Annotated in this window: 17 protein-coding genes and 1 pseudogene; 10 read left to right on the forward strand and 8 right to left on the reverse strand. The window is 68.0% G+C overall.

From position 1 onward, the window contains the following. The 10 genes and pseudogenes from R2601_RS15455 to R2601_RS27040 form a co-directional block, all read left to right on the forward strand. Positions 1-1034: pseudogene (locus R2601_RS15455) on the forward strand (hypothetical protein); the annotation flags it as partial. 475 nt (positions 1035-1509) lie between these two features. After that, positions 1510-3294: a phosphomethylpyrimidine synthase ThiC gene (gene thiC, locus R2601_RS15460; RefSeq protein ID WP_007799989.1), complete on the forward strand. Its 1785-nt coding sequence runs from the start codon at positions 1510-1512 to the stop codon at positions 3292-3294. Next, positions 3291-4238 (forward strand): FAD-dependent oxidoreductase, encoded by a 948-nt coding sequence (locus R2601_RS15465; RefSeq protein WP_007799990.1) that lies wholly within the window; start codon positions 3291-3293, stop codon positions 4236-4238. The genes thiC and R2601_RS15465 overlap by 4 nt, the downstream gene beginning before the upstream one ends. Beyond that, positions 4228-4425: a sulfur carrier protein ThiS gene (gene thiS, locus R2601_RS15470; RefSeq protein ID WP_007799992.1), complete on the forward strand. Its 198-nt coding sequence runs from the start codon at positions 4228-4230 to the stop codon at positions 4423-4425. The genes R2601_RS15465 and thiS overlap by 11 nt, the downstream gene beginning before the upstream one ends. A gap of 4 nt (positions 4426-4429) precedes the next feature. Further along, a complete protein-coding gene (locus R2601_RS15475) occupies positions 4430-5188 on the forward strand; it encodes a thiazole synthase (RefSeq protein WP_007799994.1) in 759 nt (252 codons plus the stop codon). Next, a complete protein-coding gene (locus R2601_RS15480; protein ID WP_007799996.1) occupies positions 5188-5796 on the forward strand; it encodes a thiamine phosphate synthase in 609 nt (202 codons plus the stop codon). Before R2601_RS15475 ends, R2601_RS15480 begins: the two co-directional genes overlap by 1 nt. Further along, the gene (locus R2601_RS15485) at positions 5793-6749 is read left to right on the forward strand and encodes a ThiF family adenylyltransferase (RefSeq protein ID WP_040545425.1); all 957 of its coding nucleotides are present in this window, start codon (positions 5793-5795) and stop codon (positions 6747-6749) included. Before R2601_RS15480 ends, R2601_RS15485 begins: the two co-directional genes overlap by 4 nt. Beyond that, positions 6746-7525 carry a hydroxymethylpyrimidine/phosphomethylpyrimidine kinase gene (locus R2601_RS15490; RefSeq protein WP_007800001.1) on the forward strand — a complete coding sequence of 260 codons (780 nt, stop codon included), beginning with the start codon at positions 6746-6748 and terminating at the stop codon, positions 7523-7525. Before R2601_RS15485 ends, R2601_RS15490 begins: the two co-directional genes overlap by 4 nt. A 91-nt stretch (positions 7526-7616) precedes the next feature. Further along, on the forward strand, positions 7617-7916 hold the full coding sequence (locus tag R2601_RS15495; RefSeq protein WP_007800002.1) for an FtsB family cell division protein: 300 nt from the start codon (positions 7617-7619) through the stop codon (positions 7914-7916). A 267-nt stretch (positions 7917-8183) separates the two neighbouring features. Then, positions 8184-8339 carry a hypothetical protein gene (locus R2601_RS27040; RefSeq protein WP_007800003.1) on the forward strand — a complete coding sequence of 52 codons (156 nt, stop codon included), beginning with the start codon at positions 8184-8186 and terminating at the stop codon, positions 8337-8339. Between the two features lie 55 nt (positions 8340-8394). On the opposite strand, the gene R2601_RS15500 is transcribed toward R2601_RS27040, so the two are convergent. From R2601_RS15500 to secF, 8 genes are all read right to left on the reverse strand, one after another. Beyond that, on the reverse strand, positions 8395-8961 hold the full coding sequence (locus R2601_RS15500) for a DsbE family thiol:disulfide interchange protein (protein ID WP_007800005.1): 567 nt from the start codon (positions 8959-8961) through the stop codon (positions 8395-8397). Continuing rightward, the gene (gene ccmD, locus R2601_RS15505) at positions 8954-9115 is read right to left on the reverse strand and encodes a heme exporter protein CcmD (protein ID WP_007800007.1); all 162 of its coding nucleotides are present in this window, start codon (positions 9113-9115) and stop codon (positions 8954-8956) included. Before ccmD ends, R2601_RS15500 begins: the two co-directional genes overlap by 8 nt. Next, on the reverse strand, positions 9112-9840 hold the full coding sequence (locus R2601_RS15510; protein WP_007800009.1) for a heme ABC transporter permease: 729 nt from the start codon (positions 9838-9840) through the stop codon (positions 9112-9114). The genes ccmD and R2601_RS15510 overlap by 4 nt, the downstream gene beginning before the upstream one ends. A gap of 425 nt (positions 9841-10265) precedes the next feature. Then, positions 10266-10922 (reverse strand): heme exporter protein CcmB, encoded by a 657-nt coding sequence (gene ccmB, locus R2601_RS15515; RefSeq protein WP_007800011.1) that lies wholly within the window; start codon positions 10920-10922, stop codon positions 10266-10268. After that, positions 10919-11533, reverse strand: a complete 615-nt coding sequence (ccmA, locus tag R2601_RS15520; protein ID WP_007800013.1) for a heme ABC exporter ATP-binding protein CcmA — start codon at positions 11531-11533, stop codon at positions 10919-10921. Before ccmA ends, ccmB begins: the two co-directional genes overlap by 4 nt. A gap of 92 nt (positions 11534-11625) precedes the next feature. Continuing rightward, positions 11626-11979 carry an Mth938-like domain-containing protein gene (locus R2601_RS15525; RefSeq protein ID WP_007800015.1) on the reverse strand — a complete coding sequence of 118 codons (354 nt, stop codon included), beginning with the start codon at positions 11977-11979 and terminating at the stop codon, positions 11626-11628. A gap of 10 nt (positions 11980-11989) precedes the next feature. Further along, a complete protein-coding gene (locus tag R2601_RS15530; RefSeq protein ID WP_007800017.1) occupies positions 11990-12742 on the reverse strand; it encodes a sulfite exporter TauE/SafE family protein in 753 nt (250 codons plus the stop codon). Beyond that, positions 12735-13206: protein translocase subunit SecF (gene secF / locus R2601_RS15535; RefSeq protein ID WP_007800018.1), on the reverse strand; the 472-nt coding region annotated here is incomplete at its 5' end. The genes secF and R2601_RS15530, both read right to left, overlap by 8 nt.

Consider the following 13206-nt stretch of genomic DNA (forward strand, 5'->3'; position numbering starts at 1 on the left):
CATCCGCGCCGGAGGAGGACCACTCGGTGATCTCGCTCTTCGACGAAGACGGTCTTGTCGACGACCTTGCCGGCGACGGTGGCGCGGGCGACACGCTGCTGGGCAACCACGATGGCCCTGATGGCAGCGAGACAGACGGTCTTGGCGACGATCTCGCCGGCGAGGGCGGCATCCTCGATGAACTCGCGGGCGATGCCGGCGTGCTCGACCGCATCCTCACCGGCGACGACATGGCAGATGGCAGCGAAACCGATGGTCTGGTCGACGACCTTCTGGCGGAGGGCGGTCTGGTCGATGAGCTGCTCGGCGACGGCGGGACGGTCGATGACCTGCTCACCGGCGACGAACAGGCAGACAACTCGACCACCGAGGGCGTGATCGACGGGCTGCTGGCCGAGGGCGGGACGCTTGACGAAGTCCTCGGCGACGGCGGCACCACCGATGATCTCCTCGACGATGGCCTGGTCGATATCAACATCGGCGGTGCGGATCACGACCAGGCCGGGCTTCTGGAGGAAGACGGGCCGATCGACGACCTCCTGGGCGACGGCGGGACGGTCGATGCCCTGCTCACCGGCGACGACATGGCCGATGGCAGTGAGACCCACGGGCTGGTGGACGATCTTCTTGGCGAAGGTGGCACCGTGGACGAGCTGCTTGGCGATGGCGGCACCGTCGATGACCTGCTCACCGGCGACAACAAGCCCGATCACAGCGAGACCGACGGCGTCGTGGCTGATCTTCTGGACGAAGGTGGCACAGTGGACGAGCTGCTTGGCGATGGCGGCACCGTCGATGACCTGCTCACCGGCGACAACCACCCCGATCACAGCGAGACCGATGGCGTGGTCGAGGACCTTCTTGGCGATGGCGGCACCGTGGACGAGCTTCTGGGGTCCGAGGCATTCGACGTCGGCGATGCGGTACGCCACCTTCTTGGCGACTGGAGCGACGACAGCTCGGAGCATGACCCGCATCACGAGAGCGGCGACGAGGATCACGATGACGGATTGCTGTCGGGCCTGTTCGGCTAACTCCCTCTCCCCCTTGAAGCAGACCAACGGGAGCGACAGCAGGGGATCGGGCCAGAGGCCCGGTCCCCGTATTCACATCTTCAGCTCCGGACGGATGCTCATGTATTGCATCACCTAATGCTGCCACTACACTGTACTAAATGCACAATTTTAGATCTGAACAAGAAATATCCTCCCCGGGCACTTTCGCCGCTTGACCGCAAAGCGTGATTTCCTATCCTGCCGACACGTCAGGGGAGTCCCGCCAGAGGGGACTGAGAGGCTGACACCGGCACATTGATGCCGGGGTGACGCGACCCTTCGAACCTGACCCAGTTGACGCTGGCGTAGGAAGACCGAAGGGCATTCCCCCATCGCATCTCGAGGGGCGGCCTTTTCGGGCCGCATGGCCCTGTTGCGCATTGCCGCAACCTGGGCTGTCCGGCCCCTTTCTGCACTACGTTTCACTTGGGTCTCATCGCGAGAGGAGACCGAAATGAAAGACACCATCCCCACCATCACCACGGGCGCGCTGCCCGCCTCGACCAAGGTTTACGTCCATGGCGAGACCCACGAGCTCCGCGTCCCCCTGCGCGAGATCGCCCTCACAGACGAGGCGCCGCTGCGGGTCTATGACAGCTCCGGCCCCTATACTGATCCGGCGATCGAGATCGACATCGCCAAGGGCCTGCCCGAGGTGCGCGGCGGCTGGCTGCATGCCCGTGGCGACGTCGAGGAATACGAGGGCCGCGGCGTCACCGACGCCGATAACGGCTTTGCCAAGGGCGACCGGCTGGTGCCGGGCTTCCCGGAGCAGCGCAAGCCGTTGCGCGCCACCGGCGACCGGGCCGTGACCCAGCTGGCCTATGCCCGCGCCGGGATCGTCACCCCCGAGATGGAGTTCGTCGCGATCCGCGAAAACGAAGGCCGGCGTGCCGCGCATACCCGCGACGGCGCGCCGATGGGCGCCAACCTGCCGGACCTCGTGACGCCGGACTTCGTGCGCGACGAGATCGCCGCCGGGCGCGCCATCATCCCCGCCAACATCAACCACCGCGAGCTCGAGCCGATGATCATCGGGCGCAACTTCAAGGTCAAGATCAACGCCAATATCGGCAACTCGGCGGTCACCTCCTCGATGGAGGAAGAGGTCGAAAAGATGGTCTGGGCGATCCGCTGGGGCGGTGACACGGTGATGGACCTCTCGACCGGGCGCAACATCCACAACATCCGCGACTGGATCATCCGCAACGCGCCGGTGCCGATCGGCACGGTGCCGCTCTACCAGGCGCTCGAGAAGGTCGGCGGCATCGCCGAGGACCTGACATGGGAGATCTTCCGCGACACGCTGATCGAGCAAGCCGAGCAAGGCGTCGATTACTTCACCATCCATGCCGGGGTGCGACTGCACATGATCCCGATGACCGCAAAGCGCGTCACCGGTATCGTCAGCCGCGGCGGCTCGATCATGGCCAAGTGGTGCCTGCACCATCACCGCGAGAGCTTTCTCTACGAGCATTTCGACGAGATCTGCGACATCTGTCGCCGCTACGACGTCTCGTTCAGCCTTGGCGACGGGCTGCGTCCGGGCTCCATCGCCGACGCCAATGACGAGGCGCAGTTCGCCGAGCTGCGCACGCTGGGCGAGCTGACCAAGATCGCCTGGGCCAAGGACTGCCAGGTGATGATCGAGGGCCCCGGCCACGTGCCGATGCACAAGATCAAGGAGAACATGGAAGAGCAGCTCAAGCACTGCCACGAGGCGCCGTTCTACACGCTCGGGCCGCTCACCACCGATATCGCGCCGGGCTACGACCACATCACCTCGGCCATCGGGGCGGCGATGATCGGCTGGTTTGGCACCGCGATGCTCTGCTACGTAACGCCGAAGGAGCATCTCGGCCTGCCCGACCGCGACGACGTGAAAACCGGCGTGATCACCTACAAGCTCGCCGCCCACGCCGCCGATCTTGCCAAGGGCCACCCCGGCGCGCAGCTGCGCGACGACGCCATCAGCCGGGCACGGTTCGAGTTCCGCTGGATCGACCAGTTCAACATCGGCCTCGATCCCGACACCGCGCGCGAGATGCATGACGAGACGATGCCCGCCGAGGCCCACAAGGTGGCGCATTTCTGCTCCATGTGCGGGCCGAAATTCTGCTCCATGAAGATCAGCCACGACATCCGAGCCGAAGCCGAAAAGCAGGAGGGCATGGAGAAGATGGCCGAGAAGTTCCGCGAGGGCGGCGCGCTCTACGTGCCCGCCGAGCCCTCGGAATGATCTCGGTTCTGGGCACCGGGGTGGCGGGGCTTTGCGCCGCCACCGCGCTTACCGAGCGCGGGCTGCCGGTCGAGGTGATCGCGCCCGAAGACGCGCCCGCGCCCGCCTCTCTGCTTGCGGGCGGGATGCTGGCGCCGTTCTGCGAGGGCGAGTCCGCGCCGGCGGTCGTGGTATCGAAAGGTCAGGCGGCGCTTGGCTGGTGGGCGGCGCGAATGCCCGGCGTGGTGCGTCGCGGCACGCTGGTCGTGGCGCCGCCGCGCGACGCCGCCGAGCTCGACCGCTTCGCCCGCGCCACCCAAGGCCACCGAGCGGTGTCGCCTGCCGATCTCGAGCCGGAACTGGCCGGTCGCTTCGCCCGTGGGCTGCACTTTCCGGAGGAGGCCCACATGGACCCGCGCGCGGCGCTCGCCCATCTGCGCGAGCGGCTCGTGGCGCAGGGCGTCGCTTTCCGGGAGGGTGGACCGCGCGGCGGCATCGTCGACTGCCGGGGGCTGGCCGCGGCAAGCCACCTGCCCGACCTGCGCGCCGTGCGGGGCGAGATGCTGGAGCTTTGCGCGCCCGACGTGCAGCTCACGCGCCCCGTGCGGCTGCTGCACCCGCGCTTTCCCTGCTACGTGGTGCCGCGCGGCGGCGGCCGCTACATGATCGGCGCCACCATGGTCGAAAGCGCCCGGCCCGGCCCGGTCACCGCCCGCGCGGTGATGGAGCTGCTCTCCGCCGCCTACACGTTGCACCCCGGCTTTGCCGAGGCCGAGGTGATCGCCACAGGTGCGGGCCTGCGCCCCGCCTTCCCAGACAACATTCCGGCGCTGCGCCATGCGCCCGACCGAACCCACCTCAACGGCCTCTACCGGCACGGCTTTCTCATGGCCCCGGTGCTGGCGGAGGAGCTGGCCGAGGCGCTCCCATCGCCATCTTCCAAGGACCTCACCCATGCGCATTGACCTCAACGGCGCGTCGATCGAGACCCGCGCCCGCACCCTGCAAGACCTGATCGAGGAGCACGGCTTTGCCGACGCCGCCGTCGCCACCGCGGTGAACGGCAGCTTCATCCCCCGCACCGCCCGCGGGACTGCAACGCTCTCCGAGGGGGCGCGGGTCGAAGTGCTTTCACCGATGCAGGGAGGCTAAGCCGATGTTCTACGGAACCGACCTGAAAAGCCGCCTGATGCTGGGCACCGCGCAATATCCCTCGCCGCAGGTGCTGCGCGAGGCGATCGCCGCCTCAGGCGCCGAGGTGATCACCGTGTCACTGCGGCGCGAGGGCAGCGAGGGAGACGCCTTCCGCGAGATCCTGCGCCAGAGCGGCTGCCGCATCCTGCCCAACACTGCCGGGTGTCACTCCGTGCGCGAGGCTGTGACCACGGCGCAGATGGCGCGCGAACTGTTCGGCACCAGCTGGATCAAGCTCGAGGTGATCGGACATGCGGACACGCTGCAGCCCGACCCGTTCGCGCTGGTCGAGGCGGCACGCATCCTCACCGAGGACGGCTTCGACGTGTTCCCCTACACCACCGAGGACCTGATCGTGGGCGAGCGGCTCATCGAGGCTGGCTGCCGGGTGCTGATGCCCTGGGGCGCGCCGATCGGCTCCGGTCAGGGGCTGCGCCATCGCGACGCGCTGCGCACCATGCGCGCACATTTTCCCGATGTGCCTCTGGTGATCGACGCCGGCATCGGCGCGCCGTCGCAGGCCATGGCGGCGATGGAGATGGGCTTTGACGCGGTGCTGCTCAACACCGCGGTGGCCAAGGCGTTGGACCCGGTCGGCATGGCCCGCGCCTTCGGCGCGGCGGTGGAAGCGGGGCGCACGGCGCACGACGCCGGGCTGATGCCCTGCCGCGACATGGCCACGGCCTCGACCCCGGTTTTCGGCATGGCGGAGTTGGCATGATGGGTTGGCTCGATCGTTTTTACCTGATCACCGGCCATGTCGGCCGTCTCGAGCTTCTGGTGCCGCAGGGGGTTCGGCTTGTGCAGCTCCGGCTCAAGGATCTGCCCGAGGCCGAGCTGCGCCGCCAGATCGCCCGCGCCCGCGACATCTGCGCCGTGCACGGGGCGCAGCTCGTGGTTAATGACCACTGGCGGCTCGCGCTCGACCTGAATTGCACCTTCGTCCATCTCGGTCAGGAGGACATGGACGGCGCCGATTTCGACGCTCTGCGCCGGGCGGGCGTCCGCATCGGTGTGTCGACCCATGACGAGGCCGAGCTCGACCGCGCGCTGGCCTGCGCCCCGGACTACGTGGCGCTGGGGCCGGTCTATCCGACGCGTCTAAAGAAGATGAAATGGGCGCCGCAGGGGCTCGAGAAGGTCCGGCGCTGGAAACGACTGGTGGGAGACAAGCCTTTGGTGGGGATCGGCGGGCTGACGCCCGAGCGCCTGCCCGGGCTCTTCGAGGCCGGCGCCGACAGCGCGGCAGTGGTGACCGACATCCAGCAGGCGGCAAGCCCAGAGGCGCGCTGCCGCGAGTGGATCGCAGCGACGCGGGTGCCCGCATGAGCCGTTACGACCGACAGATGCGCCTGCCCGAAATCGGCCCCGAGGGCCAGGCGCGTCTGGCGCAGTCCCGGGTGCTGGTGGCCGGTGCCGGCGGGCTCGGCGCGGCCCTACTGCCGCTTCTTGCAGGCGCGGGCGTCGGGCACATCACGCTCTACGATCCCGATACCGTGGCCGAGAGCAACCTGCACCGGCAGACACTCTACCGCATGTCCGACCTTGACCGCCCCAAGGCCGAGGTCGCGGCCGAGACGCTGGCCGGGCTGAACCCCGATTGCCACATTGCGCCACGAGCTGAACCGCTGCTCTCCGACAGTGCCGCTGCTGCCCTTGCCAAGGCCGATCTGGTGATGGATGCAGCCGACCGGGTCACCGCGACCTACGCGCTGTCGGACCTATGCCACGCCGCGAACCTGCCCTTCATCAGCGCCGCCGTGACCGGGCGGGCGGGCCATGTCGGCGGGTTCTGCGGCGGCGCGCCGAGCTATCGTGCGGTGTTCCCGGACATGCCGCCCACGCTCACGAGCTGCGATGCCGCCGGGGTGATGGGGCCCGCCGTGGCGACCCTGGGCGCTCTGCAGGCGCAGATGGCGCTCTCAGCGCTGCTCGGGCTGGCGCCCTCGCCGCTGGGCCAGATGCTGACGCTCGATCTCGCAAGCTGGCGCATCGGCGGGTTCCGCTTCGACACGGCGCCCGAGCCGGAAACGAACGGCCCCGAGATCCTCGCGGCCTCGCAGCTGTTGCCTTCAGACCGCGTTATCGACCTGCGGTCTCGCGAAGAGGCGCCCGTGCCCGCGACGCCGAAGGCGCAAAGGCTGCCGGAGGGCGGGCTTTCCGAATTGAACGGCGAGAGCGGCCAGCGCGTGGTCTTCGCCTGCGCCACCGGCCTCCGGGCCTGGCGCGCGGCGCAGGACCTGCGCGCGGCGGGTGGCATCGCGGCAATCCTCGCCACATGAGCGCGCGCGTGCTCTGCATCGGCGGGATCGATTCCAGCGGCGGCGCCGGATTGCTGCGCGATGCCGCCACCCTCGCCGCGATGGGTCTGGAGAGCTGCGCCGCAGTCACCGCCGTGACCGCGCAGAGCGACGCCGCCGTGCGGGAGGTACAGGTCATGCCGCCTGCGCTGGTCGCAAGCCAGATCGCCGCAGCCTGCGAGGGGCCGGTGGATGCGGTGAAGATCGGCATGCTGGGCCACGCCGCCCTTGTCGATGCCGTCGCGAGCGCCCTGCCCGACCGGCCACTGGTGCTCGACCCGGTGCTGGTTTCGACCTCGGGCCGGTCGCTTCTTGACGATGACGGCATCGCCGCGTTGCTCGGCCGTCTCGTGCCGCGCGTCACGCTCATGACCCCGAACCTGCCAGAGCTCGACACCCTCGCGGCGGCGCTTGGCGCCTCCTCCGAGAAGGCGATTGGCCTGCTACAGGACAGAGGATGCCGCGCGGTGCTGGTCAAGGGTGGCCACGATGCGACGCCGGAGGTTGCCACCGACTGGCTCTATCGCGCCTCGGCGCCGGTGGCAGAGTTCCACGCCCCGCGCCTCGACGGCACACTGCGCGGCACCGGCTGTCAGCTCGCCTCCGTCATCGCGGGCGGGCTCGCGCAACATCTGGACATCGAGCGCGCGGTGCAAAACGCCAAGCACATGCTCACCACGCGCTTCCGCGCGGCCTGCGACATGCCACGCGACGCGGCAATGCCCTCTGCCTCACGAGGAATTATGCCCCTCGCCTGACACGAGGGATTCCCATCCCGAATCGCCTGTGCCATACTGCTCCTAACGCACCCGTCAGAGGTGCCTCCCAAGGCAGAGCAAGAGCGCAGACATGAGCGCAAGGCGCAAACCCGCATTCGGTGTCGTGATCTACACGGCCATCACCCTGAGCCTCTCGGGCTATTTCGTCTTTGCCGCGGTGCAGGGCGATTTCGGCCTGTTCCGTCGCGCCGAGATCGAGGTCGAGGGCGACCGGCTCGCCGGCGAACTCAAGTCGCTCGAGGGAGAGGTCGCCCGGATGGAGAACCTCACCCGCCGCCTGTCGGACGATTACCTCGATCTCGACCTGCTCGACCAGCAGGCGCGCGATGTGCTGGGCGTTATGCGTTCGGACGAGATCGTCGTCCGCTGACGAGGACCTGAACAGCTGTAGCCACATCGGGCGGGCCTTGCCCGCTCAAGGTGTCCTATTTGCCCGTTTCGCGGGCAGTTGAGTCTCACGAAACATTACGGTTTGTCGCGCCCCTCGGCGCCTCTGCGTCGTTCCGCGCGGGAAACCAGCGAAAGCTTGCCACACCGGCAGCTTATCCGGACAAACCCTCAGACACGGTGCTTGAAAACGGGGCCGTCTGCGCTTTCTTCTTTACCTACAAGAAAAAAACAAACCGCAGGCAGACCCATGAACAAGAGCAGGAAAGTCAGGACAATCACGATCATTCAGGCCGGGGCGCTTGCGCTGCTGGCCATCTTCGGCGCCTTCGCGGCGCAGGGCCATCCGCAGCCGGTCCAGCCGAGCTGCAGCAGCCTCGACATGAGCACGCCCTGCGATCTGTGATTGCAGAGCCTCATAGCATCAGGGCGCGGTTCCGACCGCGCCCCTCTCGTGTTGTTCAGCGCCCGAGCGCCTCATAGAGCTTGGGCAGGAACACATCGGTATAGAGCGTGCCGGCAAGCGGGCCCACGTGCTTGTGCAGCACCGTGCCGTCGCCCGCGACGATGAAGGTCTCGGGCGGACCGGTGACCCCCCAGTTGATCGCCGCGCGGCCCTGCGGATCGAAGGGCACACCGATGAACGGCGAGCGCTCTTCCGTCAGGTAGCCCGCCGCTGCCCCCGCCTTGTCCTTGAAGTTGACGCCGACGATGCGCACGCCCTCGTCCTGCAGTTCGAGCAGGCGCGGATGCTCGGCCCGGCACGGCGGGCACCACGAGGCCCAGAAGTTCACCACCGTCACCTCGCCCGAGCGCAGAGCGGCATCGCTCACGCCGGGAAAGCCCTCGAGCGTCGTCTCGGGCAGGCCCGGTGCGGGCTGGCCGAGGAAGGTCGAGGGCAGCGTTGTCGTATCGCCGCGCTGCATGCCGAAAAAGGCCATCACCGCGAAGGCCGCGAAGATCAGCGGCGGCAGGATCATGAGCGGCGAGATGCGCCGCTTGCGGGTTTCGGGATTGGTCTCAGCCATGGGGGCGTTTGCTCCGCTCTTCGATCTGTTCCAGCTCGGCGCGCACGCGGCGCGAGCGGGCGATGCTGGCGATGACCAGCACGGCGAGAAGCCCCAGCCCGACGCCGTAGGAGGCGAGCACCGCGAAGGCGTATTTTCCAAGATCCGGGATCATGCCTGACGCTCCCGTGCCATGAGCGCGCGGGCGCGGCGCGCGCGGATTTCCGTCTGGGTGCGCAGGAAGACCAGCGCGATGAACAGCAGCACGAAGCCCGCGATGCAGACCAGCGCCGGATACCAGAACACGTCGGCCACGTTCTCTTCCTTGTCGAGCGACAGCGACGCGCCCTGGTGCAGGCCCTGGTTCCAGAACAGCACCGCGTAGCGCGACAGGATGGCGAAGACCGAGCCCACAAGGCAGAGGATCGAGGTCAGGTCGGCAGCGGTGTCGTCATTCTCGATCGCGGCCCAGAGCGCCATGTAGCCGAGATAGAACAGGAACAGCACGAGGAACGACGTCAGGCGCGGATCCCACGCCCACCACGTACCCCACATGGGCTGCCCCCAGAGCGCGCCGGTGGCCAGCGCGATGATCGTGAAGGTGGCGCCCACGGGCGCCGCCGCGCGGGCGGCGAGCGCCGAGACGTGGTGGCGGCGGATGATCCAGACCAGCGAGGCCACCAGCATCATCACCCAGGCGTTGATCGCCATCATGGCGGCGGGGACGTGCAGGTAGAAGATCTTGACGGTCGAGCCCTGCCGGAAGTCATCCGGCGTGAAGAAGAAGCCCCAGACGAGCCCGGTCACCAGGCACAGCACCGCTCCGACCGAGATCCATGGCAGGACCTTGTCGGTGGTGCGGATGAATTTGACAGGGTTGGCGTATTCCCAGATCGACATGGCTCTCCCCGTAGCGCAAGTGTCGCAGTGTTTCACCTGAATTTTCCGTCAGGGGCAAGGGTCGTGGCGCCGCAGGGGCTGCTGGGCGGGGTCGGCGCGGGCCTCGCTCCGCAGGGGATACGCGCGAGGGTTGATCGACGGATTGGGCTATCTTTGAAAACCGGCGTCTGCCTGTCACTCGAGACGCCGGGCGCCGCCGCGCCATCGCCGGCCCGCGGGATGGCGACCGGATCATTGATCCTCTTGGTTTATCCCTGCCACATCCGAAGGACCTCAACACGCTGCGCCAAGCGTCACCAAATCGCCAGCCCGGGGGGCGGGTCATGCCGGAGGCATGCTTCCAGCATGACGATGGCGCGGCGGCTTCGCCTTGATTCCGCGCTAGCATTGCTCGGATGTCAGGCGAAGGCATTGATCTGAGAGCCTCAGCGCAGATTGATGCGCAGCACCGCCGCACTCGCAAACGGCAGCAGCGCGATCACCCCGGCGCTGATCCCGGCCAGCATCAGCAGCGGCGTCTGCACCGCCAGACCCTCTGCCCCGCGCCGCGCCACCTCCGCGCCGAAGATCAGGGTCGGGACGTAGAGCGGCAGCACCAGCAGCGACAGCAGCAGCCCGCCGCGCTTCAGGCCCACCGTCAGCGCCGCCCCGAAGGTGCCGATCACCGACAGCGCCGGCGTGCCTGCAGCAAGCGAGACCAGCACCCAGAGATAGCCCTCGAGCGGCAGGCTCAGCAGCACCCCCAGCACCGGCGCGGCAAGAACCAGCGGCAGCCCGGTGGTGAGCCAGTGCGCCAAGGCCTTGATCGAGACGATGCCCTCCATCGGCAGCGGCGCGGTGGCCAGCAGGTCGAGCGAGCCGTCTTCCCAGTCGAGCGCGAAGATCCTGTCGAGCGACAGCAGGCAGGCCAGCAGCGCCCCGATCCACAGCACGCCCGGGGCGATGCGTGACAGCAGCCCGGTCTCGGGACCGACCCCGAAAGGCACCAGCACCGTGACGATGAGGAAGAAGGCAAGGCCGAGGCCGAAGCCGCCGCCCGCCCGCACCGCGAGCCGCAGGTCCCGTGTCAGCAGCGCGATCACAGGAAAGCCTCGTCCTGCAGCGCCGCCCGCGGGCTGGCCTTGAACGGGGTCACGTCGAACACCTCCGCCTCGGGAATGCCGAGATCGATATGGGTCGCCATAAGCGCCGAACCACCGCCCTGAAGATGACGCCGCACCGCCTGCGCGAAGAGCGCCACGGAGGCGGTGTCGAGCGACACGGTGGGCTCATCCAGAACCCAGACCGGGCGGCCCGTGACCATCATCCGGGCCAGCCCCAGCCGGCGCTTCTGCCCGGCGGAAAGATTGCCCGCCAGCAGGTCCTCGAGCCGTTCCAGGTCAAAATCGCGCAGGGCGGCGGAAATATCCGTGGTGCCAAAGACCTGCGCCCAGAAGCGCAGGTTCTCGGTGACGCTCAGCATCGCCTTGAGGCCGTCGGAATGCGCCGCATAGGCGATGCGCTCTCCGGCGCCCTCGACGGTGCCGGCATAGGGAGGCTGCAGCCCGGCGATGGTGCGAAGCAGCGTGGTCTTGCCCGAGCCGTTCGGCCCGCGCAGCACCAGCGCGCGGCCCGGGGCCAGCGCAAAGCTCACCCCTTCGAGCACCGGCACCCCGCCTCGGGACACCGCAAGATCGGTCACGCTCAGCATCATGGAAACGGGAGTAGCGCAGGGATCGCCGGAGCGGAAGCGTCAAAACCGCGCGGGCTGGTGCCTGTGCGGCCGCGCCCTGCGCAGAGTGGCGCTCAGACCGGCAGCACCGCGAGCGCCACGCGACGCCCCTCGCCCAGCAGCACATTGTAGGTGCGGCAGGCAGACGGTGTGCTCATCACCTCGACGCCGACGCCCGCAGCCTCGAGCCTGGCCGTGAGCGCCTTGGGCAGCGGCACCAGTTCGCCCCCGGTGCCGACGAAGAGCACGTCGATGTCGGAGGCCAGATCAAGCAGAGCCGCCTCGTCCTCGAGGCCGCCCCAGCTGCGCGCACCTTCGATCGAGACGCAGAGCGCCCCGTCGAGCGGCTGGCCGCCGATGCGGAAGAAACCCGGGCCGTAGCCATCCACCGGCGTCGCGGCGCCGAAGCTCACATCATTCATCTGCATGGTATTTCCCCTAGTCCCATACCGGCAGCCCAAGAAGGATCGCCGCTGCGATGATCAGGTAGGATACGGTGCGGTATTCCCCTTCCCGCGCCGGATCGAACAAGGCCTGACCAACCTTCGTGCCCAGACCATATGGCAAAAACATGAGAAATCCAAGCGGGATGGCCGAGGGGCTCAGCGCGCCCTGCAGCGCCATCAGCGGCAGAAGCAGCGTCGAGGTGATGGTGAGAAAGACAAGGATGGTGGCGCGCGAGCGGGCCACGCTGTCCTGCCCGGCCAACTGGAAAAGGATCAGAACCGGCCCCAGAAGCCCGGTCGAGCCGCCGACGAAGCCGGTGACCCCGGCCACTGCCGCCCGCGTCGCGGGTCCGGGCGTCGTGCGGTAGCGTAGCCCGCTCACCAGCGCCACAAGCGTGACCGCGGCGACCGCGATCACTGCCCAGCGAAGCAGCGTCACGTCGGCCTGCTTCAGCACCCAGATCCCCAGCGCCACCATCGGCAGCGCGCAGAGCACCATCGTGGCGGTGCCGCGCCGATCGACCAGCGGCAACGCGCGCGGCAGCACCGTGAAGATCGAGACGATGGTGGCAAGGTTGAACGAAGCGATGGCGGCCTCGACCGGCAAGAAGATCGTCCCCACCGGCATGAAGACCAGCGCCGCGCCGAAGCCGGCAAAGCCGTAGACCAACCCAGCGATGAAGCAGGTGGCCAGCATCACCCAGAGCCCCGGTATGGCGAGGCTCTGGGCAAGGATGTCAGACACTCGCGCCGCCGGCGGCCTTCTTGGCGTCGCCTTCCGCTTCCGGCTTCGACCAGTCGCGCTTGACCCCGAGCCAGAGCAGGATGGCCGAGGCCACGAAGATCGACGAGTAGGTGCCGACGAAGACGCCCCAGATCATTGCGAAGACGAAGCCGCGGATCACGTCGCCGCCAAGCGCGAACAGCGCAAACAGCGCCAGAAGCGTGGTCAGCGAGGTCATGATGGTGCGGCTCAGCGTTTCGTTGATCGACACCACGAGCACCTCTTTCAGCGGGCGCTTCTTGTACTTGATCAGGTTCTCGCGCACCCGGTCGAACACCACCACCGTATCGTTGAGCGAGTAGCCGACGATGGTCAGCAGCGCCGCGATGATCGCAAGGTCGAACTTGATGCCCACTTCCGAGAACACCCCGATGGTCAGCAGCACGTCATGCACCAGCGCCGCCACGGCGCCCACGGCGAACTGC

This window comes from Salipiger bermudensis HTCC2601, from assembly GCF_000153725.1.
Taxonomy (GTDB): Bacteria; Pseudomonadota; Alphaproteobacteria; order Rhodobacterales; family Rhodobacteraceae; genus Salipiger; species Salipiger bermudensis.